The organism is Streptomyces glaucosporus (assembly GCF_039533345.1).
GTDB classification, from domain to species: Bacteria; Actinomycetota; Actinomycetes; order Streptomycetales; family Streptomycetaceae; genus Streptomyces; species Streptomyces glaucosporus.
Genome location: NZ_BAAATJ010000017.1, coordinates 25337 through 40934, shown reverse-complemented (window position 1 = coordinate 40934; position 15598 = coordinate 25337). Strand labels below are relative to the sequence as shown.

14 protein-coding genes and 1 pseudogene are annotated in these 15598 nt (G+C 73.8%); 9 read left to right on the top strand and 6 right to left on the bottom strand.

Annotation, left to right across the window (positions count from 1 at the left end; translation table 11 throughout):
* Positions 1-98: 98 nt before the first annotated feature.
* Entirely contained in the window at positions 99-737 is a 639-nt protein-coding gene (locus ABD358_RS18170; RefSeq protein WP_344632110.1) for a TetR/AcrR family transcriptional regulator, read from the bottom strand.
* A gap of 122 nt (positions 738-859) precedes the next feature.
* On the opposite strand from ABD358_RS18170, the gene ABD358_RS18165 reads away from it, so the two are divergent.
* Complete coding sequence (locus ABD358_RS18165) at positions 860-1774, top strand: alpha/beta fold hydrolase (protein ID WP_344632109.1); 915 nt, start codon at positions 860-862, stop codon at positions 1772-1774.
* Between the two features lie 94 nt (positions 1775-1868).
* Complete coding sequence (locus ABD358_RS18160; RefSeq protein WP_344632108.1) at positions 1869-2021, top strand: DUF6461 domain-containing protein; 153 nt, start codon at positions 1869-1871, stop codon at positions 2019-2021.
* On the opposite strand, the gene ABD358_RS18155 is transcribed toward ABD358_RS18160, so the two are convergent.
* The 3 genes from ABD358_RS18155 to ABD358_RS18145 all read right to left on the bottom strand — a co-directional run bounded on the left by ABD358_RS18155 (position 2018) and on the right by ABD358_RS18145 (position 5366).
* On the bottom strand, positions 2018-2500 hold the full coding sequence (locus ABD358_RS18155) for a hypothetical protein (RefSeq protein WP_344632107.1): 483 nt from the start codon (positions 2498-2500) through the stop codon (positions 2018-2020). The genes ABD358_RS18160 and ABD358_RS18155 overlap by 4 nt on opposite strands.
* Before the next feature lie 34 nt (positions 2501-2534).
* On the bottom strand, positions 2535-3413 hold the full coding sequence (locus tag ABD358_RS18150; protein ID WP_344632106.1) for an alpha/beta hydrolase: 879 nt from the start codon (positions 3411-3413) through the stop codon (positions 2535-2537).
* Positions 3414-3689: 276 nt separating this feature from the next.
* The gene (locus tag ABD358_RS18145; RefSeq protein ID WP_344632105.1) at positions 3690-5366 is read right to left on the bottom strand and encodes a pentapeptide repeat-containing protein; all 1677 of its coding nucleotides are present in this window, start codon (positions 5364-5366) and stop codon (positions 3690-3692) included.
* 303 nt (positions 5367-5669) lie between these two features.
* Here ABD358_RS18145 and ABD358_RS18140 point away from each other — a divergent pair.
* Both ABD358_RS18140 and ABD358_RS18135 read left to right on the top strand, forming a co-directional pair.
* Positions 5670-6511: pseudogene (locus tag ABD358_RS18140) on the top strand (helix-turn-helix domain-containing protein).
* A complete protein-coding gene (locus tag ABD358_RS18135) occupies positions 6508-6780 on the top strand; it encodes a DUF397 domain-containing protein (protein WP_344632104.1) in 273 nt (90 codons plus the stop codon). Before ABD358_RS18140 ends, ABD358_RS18135 begins: the two are co-directional and overlap by 4 nt.
* 78 nt (positions 6781-6858) lie before the next feature.
* Here ABD358_RS18135 and ABD358_RS18130 read toward each other — a convergent pair whose 3' ends face one another.
* The gene (locus tag ABD358_RS18130; protein ID WP_344632103.1) at positions 6859-7857 is read right to left on the bottom strand and encodes a Ppx/GppA family phosphatase; all 999 of its coding nucleotides are present in this window, start codon (positions 7855-7857) and stop codon (positions 6859-6861) included.
* 583 nt (positions 7858-8440) lie between these two features.
* Between ABD358_RS18130 and ABD358_RS18125 the strand changes: the two genes are divergently transcribed.
* The 3 genes from ABD358_RS18125 to ABD358_RS18115 all read left to right on the top strand — a co-directional run bounded on the left by ABD358_RS18125 (position 8441) and on the right by ABD358_RS18115 (position 11862).
* The gene (locus ABD358_RS18125; RefSeq protein WP_344632102.1) at positions 8441-9076 is read left to right on the top strand and encodes a DUF4956 domain-containing protein; all 636 of its coding nucleotides are present in this window, start codon (positions 8441-8443) and stop codon (positions 9074-9076) included.
* Positions 9073-9900, top strand: coding sequence for a polyphosphate polymerase domain-containing protein (locus tag ABD358_RS18120; protein WP_344632101.1), 828 nt, complete (start codon positions 9073-9075; stop codon positions 9898-9900). Before ABD358_RS18125 ends, ABD358_RS18120 begins: the two co-directional genes overlap by 4 nt.
* Before the next feature lie 186 nt (positions 9901-10086).
* Positions 10087-11862 (top strand): CotH kinase family protein, encoded by a 1776-nt coding sequence (locus ABD358_RS18115; protein WP_344632100.1) that lies wholly within the window; start codon positions 10087-10089, stop codon positions 11860-11862.
* Between the two features lie 366 nt (positions 11863-12228).
* Here the strand turns inward: ABD358_RS18115 and ABD358_RS18110 are convergent, their stop codons facing one another.
* Positions 12229-13599, bottom strand: coding sequence for a nicotinate phosphoribosyltransferase (locus ABD358_RS18110; protein ID WP_344632099.1), 1371 nt, complete (start codon positions 13597-13599; stop codon positions 12229-12231).
* A 609-nt stretch (positions 13600-14208) separates the two neighbouring features.
* Here ABD358_RS18110 and ABD358_RS18105 point away from each other — a divergent pair.
* Positions 14209-14466 carry a DUF1876 domain-containing protein gene (locus ABD358_RS18105; protein ID WP_344632098.1) on the top strand — a complete coding sequence of 86 codons (258 nt, stop codon included), beginning with the start codon at positions 14209-14211 and terminating at the stop codon, positions 14464-14466.
* Between the two features lie 139 nt (positions 14467-14605).
* A complete protein-coding gene (locus tag ABD358_RS18100) occupies positions 14606-15595 on the top strand; it encodes an Acg family FMN-binding oxidoreductase (protein ID WP_344632097.1) in 990 nt (329 codons plus the stop codon).
* Positions 15596-15598 lie beyond the last annotated feature (3 nt).

The following is a 15598-nucleotide window of genomic DNA, read 5'->3' as shown; positions in this document are numbered from 1 at the left end:
GCAGGCGCATCGCAGGTCGGGCGGATGGGAGGAAGGTTCACGGGGCAGGTGCCTTCGCCGGGCCGCGGAAGCCGGCCCGAAGCCGGGGGAAAGTGATGTCACTCCCGCGTCCGCCGGGCCGGGGTATCGTGCTCGGCGGGGTGGAAGACGCGGTCCAGGTGGTAGGTGAGCACCGCGGCGGCGGACTCCGGGGTCCGCTGGCCGACGAGGACGCTGGTGCCGAGCCCCGCTGACATGGCCAGCAGGCCGACCGCCTCCGACCGGGCGTCCACACCGGGCCGCAGCAGACCGGCCTCCTGCGCCTGCCGGAGCAGGCCGGCCAGGGCGTCCTCGGCGGCATCGGGGTCCTTGATGAAGGGCTGGGCCGCGAGCGCCCGGTCGTTGACGGCCAGGACGGCGTACGAGGTGAGGAGGTGGTGGAAGGTGCGGCTCTCCTCGTCGGTCGGCAGTGCCGCCATCAGCAGCGCCTCGATCACCGCGCGCGGTTCCGGGGCGTCCCCGGCGGCCCGGACCCGGGCGGCGACCCGTTCCCTGAACTTCCCGGTCAGGTGCCGGAGTCCGAAGAGCAGCAGCTTCTCCTTGGTCTCGAAGTAGTACTGCACCAGCCGGAGGGACACTCCCGCCTCGGCCGCCACGTCGCGCATGCCCACGGCGTGCAGCCCGCGCCGGGCGGCGACCCGGACGAGCGCTTCGGCGATCTCGGTGCGCCGCTCTGCGTGGTCCACGCGCTTGGGCATCGTCCGGCTCTCCGCTCGTCGTCGGTGCTGACGGGGGTTCCGCCCACCTCCTGTTGATGATACGACCGTACCATTTTCGTGGTACGGTCGTATCGCGAAGATCGACCGTACCGGAGGTGGCCGTGCCCGAGACCGCTGCAGTCCGCACCCGACCCGATGTCGGCCGCTATGTGAGCGACGCCTGGCGCGACCGCTACTTCGCGGCCTGCGACGCGGTCTACGCGATGGGCGCACCCGCCCTGGGGGAGGAGGACGTGGAGACCTCCTTCGGAACCACCCACGTCTACCGCTGCGGCCCCGCGGACCCGGCCGCCCGGCGCCGCACCCCCGTCGTCCTGCTGCACGGAGCGGGCTCCTGCTCCGCCGTGTGGTACCCGAACACCCCCGCCCTCAGCGCCGAGCGGCCCGTCTACGCGATCGACACCCCGGGCGACCCCGGCCGCAGCCTCCAGCGCGAACCCGTCCACCAACCCGAACACGCCGCGCAGTGGCTGGAGGAGACGCTCGCCGGGCTCGGGCTGGACCGGGTGCACCTCGTCGGCTCGTCGTACGGCGGATGGCTCGCCCTGAACCAGGCGCACCGCGGGCCCGATCGCCTCGCCTCGGTCACCCTGCTCGACCCCGGCGGCCTGGAGAAGGTGGGGCTGCGCTTCTTCACCTGGATCTTCGTCAGCTTCTTCGCAACCTTCGCGCCGGAGGCGGTGCGGCCGCGGCTGGCGGCCTGGCTGGAGCAGCCGGTGCTCGTCGTGCCGGAACTCCGTACCATGATCAGACTCGGCGTCCGCGCCTACCGCATACGCCGCCCGGCGCCGCTGCCGCTCTCCGAGGCCGAACTGTCCGGCATCCGCACCCCGCTCTACCTGGTGCTCGGCAAGCGCAGCCTCCTCGTGCACCCGCAGCGGCAGGCGGAGCGCATCCCGCGCCTGATACCGGGCGCCCGAGCCGAGATCATCTCCAACACCGGCCACGGACCGCAGATCGACCACGCCGAGGAGGTCAACCGCCGGATGCTGGACTTCATGGACTCCACCGACTGAGGACCGCCCAAGCCGGCGGACCGTCCCCACAGCCCGGTTCCCCGCGTCCTTCGGCCCCGAGCGCCGGCCCGTCGGTCACGGGGCCGTCGCCACCGTGCGTGGGGACGGCGGGCTGCGCACGCATGCCGAGTGGCCGCGGGAGCGGACGGGCGGCACCCCCGACGCGCTCGTCGACGCCATGTCCCGTGTCGGGTTCGGCCCCGGCGACGAGGAGGACGATCCGGGAACCCCGGACGGGAGGCCCTAGCGGCCCCCGCCGGCGGGCAAGCGCCTCCGCAGGACGGTGGCGGCCGTCGCGGTCCCGGCCAGTACGGCGGTGGAGGCGGCCGATGCCGCCGCCGTCGCCCGGACCCGCTGCGGTACGTCCGCCACCTCCCTGAGCGTTCCGTCCTCCATGACGCACACCGTGCGCAGGGTGAGGAAGCGGACCTCGTAGTCCACCGCCCTCTCCGGCGCCAACTGCTTCCTGCACGGGTGGTCGTAGGGGAACGGGGCCGAGTCGGCCCCGCCGTCCTGCGCCACGGCCACGGTCGTCATCAGTCCCATGGCCCCCAGCGAGTACGAGGCCGTGGCCACGGCCGCGCAGGCGTAGGCGGCGGCCACGACCGCGCGGCGCCATCCGGACCACCGCCGGTGCCCCGGCAGGCCGATGCCGAAGCAGCGGAGCAGGCAGAAGACGACCAGCGCGAGGGCGGTGAGGAACACCACCGGCACCAGGAAGATCACGGCTGCTCCTTCCGCCGGCCCCGGCCGCCCGCGGTCACGGCCGGGCGGACGGGGCCGGGGGAGCGGCGAGCGCGGCGAGCTCGCCGAGGAGCCGGGCCGCCGGCGCCGGGTCGACCAGCCACTTCAGGTGGCTGCCCTCAAGGGTGCGGACGTCGTACGGGTTGTCCGGCGTCAGCTCGTCGCCCTCGCGGATCAGCCGGTCCTGCAGGGCGAGCGGCATGCTCGCGTCGCCGGCCAGGCGGACGAAGGTCCTCGGGATCCGGCCCCAGGTCGCGGCCTGCGCCCGGTCGGCGGAGGTGCCGGCGTCCAGGTTCTCGTCGGGCTGGAAGGTGTTGAGGAAGGCCAGGAACTCCTCGTCGGTGCCGTCGGCGAGGAAGGCCGCCTTGAGCGCTGCGAGGGCGCCGGGGTCGGCGGTGCGGAAGTTGACGCGCAGCAGGCCGAGTTCGGCCGGGTCGCCGGCCATCGCCAGGCCCAGCGAGGCGGCGTCGACCGTGGCCATCTCCGGCTCGGCGTAGTAGTCGCCGACGTCGAGGGCGACCGGGCACCAGGCCGACACGTAGACGATGCGGTCGATCAGGTCCGGCCGCGCGTTGGCCGCGGCCGTGGCCGTGACGCCGCCGCGGCTGTGGGAGACGAGGATCACCGGGCCGTTGCGCTTGGCCCGCTCCAGGACCCCGATCAGGTGCGCGGCGTTGTCGGCGAGCGTGACGCCCCTGATCGCGCCGGGCGCGGTGGCGAGCCCTCCGGGGTCCTGCGGCGCCTGGTAGGCGCGGGTGTAGGTCGCCCCGAACCCGTGGCCGGGCAGGTCGACGGCGACCGAGCGGTGGCCGAGGAGGCCGAGTTCCGCCTGGAGCGGCGCGAAGGAGAAGGAGTTCGCGAAGGCTCCGTGGACCAGGACGAACGTCGGTTGCATCAGCTCAGCTCACTTTCGGTCTCTGCGGCGTCGGCGGCGCGTACGCCGCCGGCCCCGTCGCCGCCGGCCGTCCCGGGGCGGGGAACGGCCCTCACCCCGCGGCGCGCCGCCTCCGCCGCCGGACGGCCGGGCGCGGAGCCCGGGGAGCGGCATGCGGGCGGTCGTGCGGTCCGAAGGCTCACGCTACTCAGGGGAAGATCGCCCGCACCAGCCGTACGAGTCCTTCCGCTTGTGCAGTTCGGCAGTTCGGCAGGCCGGCAGTTCGCCGCGTCCGCATCAGCGCCTGACGCGGTTGCGGACGGCCAGGACGGCCAGGCCGAGGAGGACGGGCTCGGCCAGGCGGGAGGCCATCTCCGTGTAGGTGCCGAAGGTGGTCAGGTACTGGCCGGAGGAGCGGAACGCCACCGAGTTGAGCGTGACGCCCAGGGCCTTGTCGAACCGCTCGCCGGTGAACCGGTCCCCGGTGGGGTTCACCGGGTCCGCCCTGTCGATGGTGAAGGTGACGCGGCCGCCGCCGGGCGGCACGGTGCCGGTCGCCTCCTGCTTCGGGGAGTCCTGCGGGATCCCGAAGCCCATCAGCAGCACGACGGTGGCCAGCATCGCGGCGCCCAGCCAGGCCAGGGCGCGGACGGCGCGCAGCCCGTAGCCGGAGACGGCCCAGTACGCGGTCAGCAGGGCCCGCTCGCCCCGCGGGCGGGTGGTGTCGTGGCGGCGCATCTCCATCTCGCCGTAGTAGAAGTCGGCGGCGTCCGGCTCGTTCTTGCCGTCCTCCAGCGCCTTGCGCAGCGCCCGGTACACCGGCGCCAACTGCGCCGGCCCGGCGTTCCCGGCACCGAACACCGCCGCGTTCCAGCCCCGCACCGCTCCCGGACGGCGCGCGCGCCAGTGGTGCTCCTCCGCGAGGATGCGGCGCCGGGTGAACCGAACCGGCCGCCCGCGCACCCGGTGCGTGCCGGACGGGACCGTGCCGAAGGAGCAGGCGCCCTCCAGCCGCAACTGGTCCAGGTGCACGGTCCCGGTGAACAGGCACCGCGACAGGTCGACGTCGGCGAGGACCAGGTGGGCCGCGTCCACCCCGCGCAGCGAGGCCAGCCGCACCGTGGCACCGGGCGTACCGGCCAGAGCCCGCTCCGCCACCACACCCCCGTCGGGCAGGACGAAGGGGTCGGCCTCCGCGGCGATCGTGAGGGGGTGCTCGAAGACCGCGTGAGAGAAGTCCACCGTGGCGTAGCGCAGCCGCACCTCGGCCGTGGACGACCAGCGGGTCCGCCGGCACTCCAGGCGGCGTGCGGCGAGCAGGAGGGTCACCGGGGCACCGAACACCGCCCCGGACAGCACCATCCGCCCGGCGCACACCAGCGGCCCGAACGTGGCCGTCTGCTCGAACACCGTCTCCACGAACCCGGCGTCGCCCCTGAAGACGGCCGCCTCGAACACGATGTCGCGTCCGAAGACCGCTGCCCCGAACCCGGCGTAGCCCTCGAAGGTCGCCGACTCGAAATTGGCGTACCCCTTGAAGACCGCCGACCAGAACCCGGCTTCCTCCCCGAAGGCCGCCCGCTCGAAGTCGGCGTAGCCCTCGAAGACCGCCGAACCGAAGTCGGCGTGGCCCTTGAACGTCACCGACCCGAAGTCGGCGTCCCCCTCGAAGACCGCCTGCCTGAACCGGGCGCCACCGAAGCAGGGGCGTCCGGTGGCGGGGTCGCGCAGGGCGTCGAGGAGCCGGGCCGACAGGTCTCCGGTGAAGGGGGTGCCGCGGTGGTCGATGTCGGCGCCGGAGGAGAGGGCGGCGAGATAGGCGGCGCGGGCGGCCTCGTCCAGGTGGGCCAGGCAGGCGGCGTGCTCACCGACGCGGACGCCACGGCAGCCCACCGGATCGGCCGCGGTGGTGCCGTGGCCGCAGTGCGGCCACGGCGGCGGGGTCGGGGACGGTTCGGGGTTGGGTTGTGCCATGCCCCAAGGACGATCGGGGCGGCCGGACAGTTGCCCGCTCCGCCACCGAGGTCACAGCGCCCAAGTCCCCTGCGCGGTACGGCGGGTGGGCGGCGGGCGGGACGTGTCCGTCCGAGCGCCTCTGCGGGGACGGAACACGTGTGGGGGCATGTGGGGCGTTCGCGGAACATACCGGCCTTTGCGTGTCTACGGTGGCGGCGCTGACATGACCGGTTTGTCTGCGCGGTCGGCCGGTTGTACACGCCGTGCGCCGTGCCGCAACGCGGCGTAGCCGCGTTGCGGGCTGTGATGGAAGGAGACGGCATGAGCGAAGTCGAGACGGCCGACGACACGCAGCTTGAGTACGAGCACGACACGGGCGTGGTGTTCGTGTTCGGGCGGCAGTTGAAGCGGTTCCGGACGAGGGCGGGCCTTGAACGCCGCGACCTGGGCGCCGCGACGGGCTACGCCCCCTCGGCGGTGGCCTCGTTCGAGCAGGGCCGGCGCATCCCGCCGGACCAGTTCATCGACAAGGCCGACGAGGTGCTGGACGCGGGCGGCGTCCTGAAGGAGATGAAGGAGGAGGTACGGAAGGCCCAGTACCCCGCGTTCTTCCGCGACGCCGCGAGGCTGGAGGCCGAGGCGGTCGAACTGCACGCCTACGACACGCACATGGTCAACGGTCTGTTGCAGACAGAGGAGTACGCACGGCGGTCCTTCGAGATGCGTCGGCCAGTTCTGGACGAGGCGACGATTGAGCGGCTGGTGGTTGCTCGCATGGCCCGGCAGGAAATCTTCACTCAGGGGGCCTGGCCACTGATGAGCTTCGTCATCGAAGAAGCCGTGCTGCGACGTCCTATCGGCGGCGCCGACGTTCTGCGCGGTCAACTGGAGCACCTGCTCCTGTTCGGGCAACGGCGGAACGTGGAGATCCAGGTAATGCCGACCGAGCAGGAGGAACACGCTGGCCTGGCTGGCCCATTCAAGTTATTGAGACCAGCGAGGGTCGACGCATCGCCTACGCCGAGGTGCAAAGGTCCGGTCATCTGTACACGGAGCGGAAGTCTGTCCGCGAACTCGAAGCGCAGTATGGGATCATCCGTGCTCAAGCGCTCACTCCGAGTGAGTCGACGGCCTTCATCGAAAGGTTGCTGGTAGAGACATGACCGATCGGGAGTCGAAGCCGAGCACGGTGAATCTGGCTTGGTTCAAGAGCAGCTACAGCAGTAACGAAGGCGGCGACTGCGTCGAGGTCGCCATGACGTGGCACAAGTCCAGCCACAGCAGCAATGAAGGCGGCCAGTGCGTCGAGGTCGCCACCTGCCCCGGCACCGTCCACGTGCGGGACTCCAAAGACGTCGCCCGGCCCGGCCTCGCGGTCGGCTCGGACGCCTGGGAGTCCTTCCTCGCCCTGGCGTCCCGCGCGGACGTCTGACACCCGCACACCGCACGCGCGCCCGGTGTCCCGGTTCCTCCGGGACACCGGGCGCGGTCGTGTCCGTGCCGGCTCGGCTCAGTCGGACGCCGGTGGGGCGGGCGACGGGTCCACCCGGTGCTGCGTGCCGATCACCTTCTCGCGCCACAGCGGCGCCTGCTCCTGGAGGTGCTTGATCAGGACGCCCTCGCGCAGCGCCCAGGGGGAGAGCGTGACGGTGTCGATCTCCAGGCAGCGCATGGCGGTGTGGGCGATCACGGCTCCGGCCAGGGACTGCCGGGCGCGGGCGGGGGAGATGCCGGGCAGGGAGGAGCGGGCGGCGACGGGCATGGACGCGAGGGTGTCCACGGCCGCCTTGAGGTCCCTGCGGGTGATGCTGCGCGTGACGAAGGGCCCCTGCCGTCCTGGAGCGGCCCCGCGCAGGCGGGCGAGCTGCTGGAACGTGCGGGAGGTCGCCACGGCCGTACGGGGGCCCTCCCAGCGGATCCGGGTGGCCACGTCCCGCAGGTCGTGCCGTACGCGGCGCCGCAGCTCCCGCACCGTCTCGGCCGACGGGGGGTCGTCGCCCGCCGCCAGGTACTCGCGGGTCAGGCGTCCCGCGCCCAGGGGGAGGGAGGCCACGAAGTCGGGGGTCCTGCTGCGGTCGGAGGCCACCTCCATGGATCCGCCGCCGATGTCCAGCAGCACCATGGGGCCGGCCCGCCAGCCCATCCACTGCCGGGCCGCCAGGAACGTCAGCTCGCCCTCCGTCGTGCCCGGCATGACGTACAGGGGGACGCCCGTCTCGGTGTGGATGGTCTGGAGCACCTGGTGGCGGTTGGGCGCGTCCCGGATGACCGCGGTGCCGAAGGCGAAAGGTTCCTTCACGCCCCAGCGGCAGGCTTCGTCCTTCGCATCCGCGACCGCCGCCACCAGGTCGTCCACGGCCTGCTCGCCCAGGCGCCCGTCCGGCTCCATGTGCTCGGCCAGCCGCAGCCGCCGCTTGGCCGTGTGCACCGGCAGCGGCACGTCGCCGTCGCAGTCGGCGACGGCGAGCCGCACCGTATTGGATCCCACATCCACCACAGCCAGACGCATGAAGGGCTCTTGCCCTCGGTGCCGCCCGTCACACCACCGTGCCGCAGGTCACAGCGGTGATGCGCCGACATCCGGCCGCTGCCCGGTGCGGTCCGGAGCAGCGAGCGCCGGTCCGGAAAAGTTCCGGTAAATCTCTCGCACGTGATCGTGTCGAACGGCGTTCGACCGTACGGCATCCGGCTGTGGCCGCCGCGCCGATATGCGGATTGAGCTGGAGTCGCAGCGGAGGGAGGGCTGCTCGCTCCCTCGTTCTCGGCTCGGAAAAATTCCGGTAACTGTGATGGAGGCGACACTTCCGGTCACCGCCCGGCCGCGCCGGACGCGGGTGCGGCCGCGCCGCCGCTGTGCGGACTGAGCTGCTCTGACGGACCGTCAGAAGTGCTGGGGCGGACCCGCGCCGGCGCGGTCTTCGCGGTCGTGACCAGGGAATTCCCGGAGCCGGTGATCGGCCGGAAGTGGATAGCGGCGGCGACGAGGCCGCATTTACGGTGCTGGTAACCGCCAGGCCAGTTCTGGTTCACCGAGCGGACACCCCCACGACCGCTGCGGACATTCCCCCCACAACCGCTGGAAGGACCACAATATGGAGCGACTCGCCTTGCTGCTGTGCGACATCGCCGCAGTGAGTCTCCTGGTCTTCGGCCTGTACTTCCCACGCCACCGCAGACGGGACCTCGTGGTCGCCTACCTCGGCGTGAACGTCGGCGTACTCGCGGTGGCCAGCTCCCTGGGCGCCGCGGACTCCAGAGCCGGCATCGGCCTCGGACTGGCCCTGTTCGGCGTGCTGTCGATCATCCGGCTGCGCTCCACCGAACTGGACCAGCACGAGGTCGCCTACTACTTCTCGGCGCTGGCCCTGGGCCTCCTCGGCGCGATGGACACCACCGACGTGCGGCTCCCGGCCGGCCTGATGGCGATGGTCTTGGCGGTGCTGTTCGTGGGCGACCACCCGCGGCTGCTGAGCAGCTACCGGCGCCAGGTGGTGGTGCTGGACACGGCCCTGCCCGAGCACACCGCGCTGGTGGCCCACCTGGAGCACACTCTGGGAGCCCGCGTCCACTCGGCCGTCGTGCAGCGGGTGGACCTGGTCAACGACACCACCGTGGTGGACGTGCGCTACCGCAGCACCCCCGGCGTCCGGCCCGAGAACGGCGCCGCGGCACGCGCCGGGACGGCGGTCGCCGCGGGCGGCACCACCGCGGTGGCGGTGCGGCCGTGAGCGCCGCGCTCCTCGGCGCGGTGCCGGAGGGACTCCCGCCGATCGGGCTGGAGGAGCTCGTCGCCTCCGCGTCGCTCCAGACCCGCGTCGACCGCAAGTACGTACTGCCGGTCGACACCGTCAGCACCGTGCTGGAGGGCCTGCCGCCCGGGACCCGGATCCTGGAGATCGACGGCGACCGCGGCTTCGCCTACCGGTCGCTGTACTTCGACACCCCCGACCTGCTCAGCTACCGGCTGGCCGCCCACCGCCGCCGGCGCCGGTTCAAGATACGCACCAGGATCTACGAGCAGTCGGCCGAGTGCTGGCTGGAGGTGAAGGTCTGCGGGTCGCGCGGCAGCACCGTCAAGCAGCGCCTGCCCTACGAGCCCGACGACCACGCCACGCTCGCCCCGGGACGCCCCTTCGTCGACTCCGTCCTGGCCGAGCACGGCATACCCGGAAGCCACCGGTTCACCTTCGCGCCGGTGCTGACCACCCGGTACCGCCGCACCACCCTCTACCTCCCGGACACCGGCAGCCGCGTCACCATCGACACCGAGCTGGTGTGGCAGGACGGCGAACGCGAGCTCGGCCTGCCCACCACGGCGGTGGTGGAGACCAAGACCGGCTCCACGGCCTCGTCCGTCGACCGGCTGCTGTGGCGCAGCGGGCACCGGCCCAGCCGGATCTCCAAGTACGCCACCGGCCTCGCCGCGCTGCGCCCGCACCTGCCCGCCACGCCCTGGCAGCGCACGCTGCGCCGCAACTTCCGCGGGACGGCACCCACCGCCGTACCGCTCCCGCCGGCGATGGCGCTGTCGGGGGCCGGCGCGGCGGACTGACCTCCCCGCCGGGGCACTCCGCAGCCCCCCGGCCACCCCGGCGGCCTCGTTCGGCACGCACGCACCAGCACGTACCAGTACGCGGGGGCAGTCACCGGCACGCGCGCCCCGGCGGCGAACAGCGTCCGCCGCCGGGGCGCGCGTGCGCCAGACGTCACGCTTTCTCACGGATCGAGGTGTTGCACTGTGCGCAGAAGACGGACGGGCGCGGTGGGCCTGCTGGCCGCGTTGTCCATCCTCATGACCGGTATGACGGGACAGGCGGGCGCGGAGACCGACCCCGCGCCGCCGCGGGCCGGGGCCGCGGAACGCCCCGCCGGGCAGGCCGCGGACCGGACCGCCGAACAGGCCGCCGCCGGGCGGCAGGCGGCCGACGACCTGGCCGGGGACATCGTGTTCTCCGTGCCGAGCGGAACCTTCAGGGGCGAGGTGTCCGTCTCGCTGAGCACCTCCGTCGCGGGCGCCCAGATCCGCTACACCACCGACGGCAGGCTCCCCACGGCCTCCTCGCCGGTGTACTCCGGGCCCCTGCGCCTGACGGCCACCACGCAACTGAGGGCCCAGGCGTTCGTGAACGGCACCGCCAGCGGCGAGCCCGGCACCTCCCTGTACGTCGCCCGCGCCGTCGACGCCTCCCACGACCTGCCCGTCGTGGTGCTGGACGCCTACGGCGGCGGCAAGCCCGGCCGCGAGTACAAGGACGTCGCCGCCCTGGTGATGGAGCCGCAGAACGGGTCCGCCACGCTCGCCGCGAAGCCCGCGGTGGCCACCCGGGCCGGCTTCCACCTGCGCGGGCAGTCCTCCGCCTCGTTCGAGAAGGCGCCCTACCGGCTGGAGCTGTGGGACAACCACGACGACGACGCCAAGTACCCGCTGCTGGGCATGCCGGCCGACGGCGACTGGGTGCTGCGCAGCCCGTTCCCGGACAAGACCCTCGTCCGCGACGCCTTCGCCTACAGCCTGGGACAGGAGATGGGGCTGAAGGCCCCGCGCCACCGGTTCGTCGAGGTCTACCTGAACCTGGACGGCGGCCCGCTGACCGCGGGCGACTACCAGGGCGTCTACCTGCTCGACGAGACCATCGAGAACTCCAAGAACCGCCTGGACCTGAAGGAGCTCGACGAGGACGACACCGCGCCCCCGGCGGTCTCCGGCGGCTACATCCTCAAGTTCGACGCCTTCGCGGCCGAGGAGCCGAAGCTGGTGTGCACCGGCAACACCCAGACCTGCTGGCGCGACCTGGAGGTCATGGACCCCGATCCGCTCCAGCCCGCGCAGCGGACCTGGCTGACCCAGTACGTCCAGCGGTTCCACGACTCGCTGCGCGGCGCCAACCCGTCCGACCCGCAGAACGGCTACCCCGCGTACATCGACGTCGACTCCTTCGTGAACCTGGTCATCGTCAACGAGCTGAGCCGCCAGGGCGACGCCTACATCCGCAGCCAGTACTTCCACAAGGACCGCGACGGGAAGATGTTCACCGGGCCCCTGTGGGACTACGACCTGGGCTTCGGCGCGATCCCGGGAAGCGACTCGATCCAGGGCTGGCAGTTCCAGCCGTTCTCGTTCCCCGGCTTCCCGGCCACCACCGACTGGTTCCTCAAGCTGATGCAGGACCCGTCGTTCAACCAGAAGGTCAGGCAGCGCTGGCAGGAACTGCGCCAAGGAGTGCTGTCCGACGCGCAACTGCGGGCGCGGGTCTCCCGGCTGGCGTCGCCGCTGGCGAACGGCGCCCAGCGCAACTTCCAGCGGTGGCCCATCCTCAACACCGCCATGGTCGGGCCGTTCCAGACCAAGACCACCCAGACCTGGCAGCAGCAGCTCCAGCTCATGCAGGACTGGCTGGTGCAGCGGGCGGCCTGGATCGACTCCTCCGGCTGGCGGGTCACCACCAGCCGCTCCGCGCCGGCGCCGAAGGCGCCGCCGGCCCTGCCGCACCTGAAGCAGCTCGACCGGCCCTGACCGGCCCCTGACGCACCGCTGCCCCGGCGGATCCCCCCGCCGGGACACCGGTGCGTTCCCGGCCGCCGCGGCCGCCACGACGGTCACCCCGGCCGGGCACTACTTCGCGGCCAAGCTGACCGGCAAGGCCACCTTCAAGGCGGGCGCGGTGACCGTGACCTGCTCGGTGTCCAGCTCGCTGCCCACCTCCCCGCTGGGCACCGACGCCGGCAACCGCATCCCCGCGGCGCCGGGCAACACCAACCCCGCCGGCCCCGTCTCCGGCCCCCTCAACCCGCCCGCCTACGGCTCCTGCACGACCAGCATGCCGGGCGTCTCCGCCGCCATCACCCCCACCGGGGCCCGGGGCATCGCCGTCCCGCCCGCTCAGCCGTCCGCCGCCCGCCCGCCGAACACCCGCCGCTCGATGCGGTGCCGGACCCGCTCGGTCAGCTCGGCCAGGGCGCCGGAGACGGCCGGCCTCGGCGCGACCGGGTCCGCGATGCGCCGCGCCTCCTCGGGCAGGGCGGCCAGATCGGCCTCGAAGCGCTCGCGGACGGCCGGCAGCGGGGCCGGCCCGGCGACGCGGTGCCCGCCGGACATCACCGTCCCGAGCAGCGGCTCGGTGCCCGGCGGCGGGGCCTCGTCCCACAGCCCGACGGTGTCGGCGAGGCCCGGGCCCCGGAAGACCTGCTTGGCGCCCGGGGCGGTGACCTTCCCCGCCGACAGCTTCATCACCGGCCGGCCGTCGTAGACCGCCAGTTTGTAGGCCGAGTCCAGGTACGGGGCGTCGGCCGACACCCCCACCCGGGTCCCCACCGCGTAGACGTCGACCGGGGCGCCCGAGCGCACCAGGGCCTCGATCGCGTCCTCGTCCAGCCCGCCGCTGGCGACGATCCGCACCTCGCCCAGCCCCGCCGCGTCCAGGATCCGCCGCGCCCGCACGGCCAGGTCGCCCAGATCGCCGCTGTCGAGGCGGACGCCGCAGCCCGTGCCGGGGACGTGGCCCAGGTCGCGCAGCACCCGGGCGGCCGTGGCCACCCCCTCCTCGGTGTCGTAGGTGTCCACCAGGAACGTCACCGGACCCGGATGGGCGCGGGCGAAGGCGCGGAAGGCGGCCTCCTCGTCCTCGTACGCCTCGACGAAGGAGTGCGCCATGGTGCCCACCGCCGGAATGCCGTAGGCGGTGGCCGCGGCGACGTTGCTGGTCCCGGCGAACCCCACCAGGGCGCCGAGCCGGGCCATGCGCAGCCCGGCCTCCACCCCTTGGGTGCGGCGCAGCGAGAAGTCCACCACCGGGCGGCCGGCGGCGGCGATCCGGCAGCGGGCGGCCTTGGAGGCCACGGCCGTCTGGTGGCTGATCAGGTTCAGCAGGGAGGTCTCGGCGAGCTGCGCCTGCGGCAGCGGGGCCCTCACCTCCAGCAGCGGCTCCCCGGCGAACACGATCCGCCCCTCGGGCACCGCCCGCACCTCCCCGGTGAACTCCAGCCCCACCAGCGGCTCCAGATCCTCCACCGGACGGTGCAGCGCCTCGGCGAAGGCGGCCGCCTCGGTGTGCCCCACCCGCAGCCCCTCCAGATAGGACAGCGCCGACTCCAGCCCCGCGGCCACCAGGAAACCGCGCCGCGGCGGCAGCTTCCGGACGAACAGGCCGAAGACCGCCTCGCCGGTCATGCCGTCCCGCAGATACGCCAGGGCCATGCCCACCTCGTACAGATCGGTGGTGAGCGCTCCCGGCACCGTCAGCTGTCCGCTCATGGCCTGTGGGCATCCGTTCCTGGAGTTCGCGGTGGACCCTGGAGTTCGCGGTGGACACGGCGCGGGGGACGGCCCGCCGGCCCGGCGCCGTGCGACGGCCGCCGGCGGCCACCGCGGGGGCACCCGCCCCGGACGGCGCCGGACGCCCCGGTAGGTGGGAGTACCGGGGGCGCCCGGCGCGGAAACACCCCGGCCCCCGGACGGCCCTCCGCCGTCCGATGGAACCCCCGGGGCACCAGGGGTACCGTGGAAACGGAACCGGGCGCGCACCGACGCCGAGGAGGTGCCGTCGATGCCCGAGGAAGCCAAGGCCGGGCCGGGCGTCCGGCCGCACCCACACCCCTCACGGCGCAGACCCGCACCCCGGCGGGCCGCGCCGCACCGGCCTTTGGCCGTCGCGTCCGGCGGAAGCGCCTGAAACGCCCGGCGGAGGACGTCCGGGAACGCCGCCGGGAGACCGCGGGACGGCACCCGGCCGGCACGGAGCGCGCGCCGAGCCCCGCGGGACCCACCCGCACCACGCCCACCACCGCGTCCACCGCCCCGCCGACGGGCCGCGCCGGCCCGCCGGCAGGGCACAGCAGACCCGGCAGACCCAGGGAGCACACGATGCCGCGGCACACACAGGACTGGCAGGTCCGCCTCCACCTCACGGAGGACGAGAACACGACGAAGGCGAAAGCGGAACTGGACATCGGCGGCACGTCGGTCACCGGCCAGGGCGTCGCGCGCCGCAACCCACGCGACAAGGACATCCCCGAGATCGGCGACGAACTCGCGGCGGGCCGCGCCATGAACGACCTGGCGCAGAAACTGCTGACCATCGCCCGGACCGACATCGAGGGCCTCTCCCACCCCGGCCCCTGACCAGCGCCCCCGCACCCGCCGCGCCGTCACGGCGCGGCGGCCGCCGTGGCGGCGCCGCACCGGGCCCGGTGCGGCGCCGCGGGCGTCCCGAACCCACCGTCCGCCGGCCGGCGGACGGGCGACAGCCAGGGGAGAACCGGTGAGCGCACGCACCCTTACCGAAGAACGCGCGGCGGACCTGGTCCACGACGCCACCACCGCCCCGTCCCTGCACAACGCGCAGCCGTGGCGCTTCCGATGCCTCAGGAACGAGCGCACCTTCGAGATCCGCGCGGACCCCGGACGCGGCCTGCCGCACACCGACCCCGACGCGCGCGGCCTCCACATCGGCTGCGGAGCGGCCGTCCTCAACCTGAGGGTCGCCGCGGCCCACGCCGGCTGGCGCCCGAAGACCCGGCTGCTGCCCGACCCGCGGGACCCCGCCCTGCTCGCCACGGTGCACCTGGCCGAACCCGACGGCGGCGGCGGCGACCTCGCCGCGCTGTACCCGGCCGTCCGGCGGAGGCACACCAGCCGCCGGCCGTACGCCGGGACCCGCATCCCCGAGGACGTGCGGTCCGCCCTGTCCCGCGCCGCCCGCCGGGAAGGAGCCCTGCTGGACTTCCCCGGCCCCCGGCACCTGCGGTGGGTGCTGGAACTGACCGGGGAGGCGGATGCCCGCAACCGCACCGACCCCGGCCGGCGGGAGGACCTGGAGCGGTGGACCCGCACCGGCCCCGGGGCGGCCGGCCCGGCGGGGGACGGAGTCCCCGCCCCCGCCTTCGGGCCGCGCGGACACGACGGCGCCCCCGTCCGCGACTTCGCCGGCACCCGGCGGATGCCCGACCGGGAGTCCGCCGACTTCGAACGCGCACCCCAGCTGGCCCTGCTCAGCACCCTCCGGGACCGCCCCGAGGACTGGCTGAGGGCGGGCCAGGCCATGGAACGCGTCCTGCTGGCGGCCACCTCCGAGGGACTGGCCGGGGCGCCCGCCACCCAGGCCCTCGAATGGCCCGACCTGCGCTGGCCGCTGCGCGACCCCGTGTCCGGAAAGGGCCTGGTGCAGATGGTGCTGCGGCTGGGCTACGGCCCCCCGGGCCCGCAGACGCCGCGCCGCGCGCTGTCGGAGGTGCTCGACATCGCCCCCTGACCC

Excerpts from the sequence above, each read along its gene's own strand:
- ABD358_RS18110 (WP_344632099.1), bottom strand. The coding sequence starts at position 13,599 with ATGAGCGGACAGCTGACGGTGCCGGGAGCGCTCACCACCGATCTGTAC.
- ABD358_RS18170 (WP_344632110.1), bottom strand. The coding sequence starts at position 737 with ATGCCCAAGCGCGTGGACCACGCAGAGCGGCGCACCGAGATCGCCGAA.
- ABD358_RS18130 (WP_344632103.1), bottom strand. The coding sequence starts at position 7,857 with ATGCGTCTGGCTGTGGTGGATGTGGGATCCAATACGGTGCGGCTCGCC.
- ABD358_RS18150 (WP_344632106.1), bottom strand. The coding sequence starts at position 3,413 with ATGCAACCGACGTTCGTCCTGGTCCACGGAGCCTTCGCGAACTCCTTC.
- ABD358_RS18125 (WP_344632102.1), top strand. The coding sequence starts at position 8,441 with ATGGAGCGACTCGCCTTGCTGCTGTGCGACATCGCCGCAGTGAGTCTC.
- ABD358_RS18135 (WP_344632104.1), top strand. The coding sequence starts at position 6,508 with ATGACCGATCGGGAGTCGAAGCCGAGCACGGTGAATCTGGCTTGGTTC.
- ABD358_RS18145 (WP_344632105.1), bottom strand. The coding sequence starts at position 5,366 with ATGGCACAACCCAACCCCGAACCGTCCCCGACCCCGCCGCCGTGGCCG.
- ABD358_RS18105 (WP_344632098.1), top strand. The coding sequence starts at position 14,209 with ATGCCGCGGCACACACAGGACTGGCAGGTCCGCCTCCACCTCACGGAG.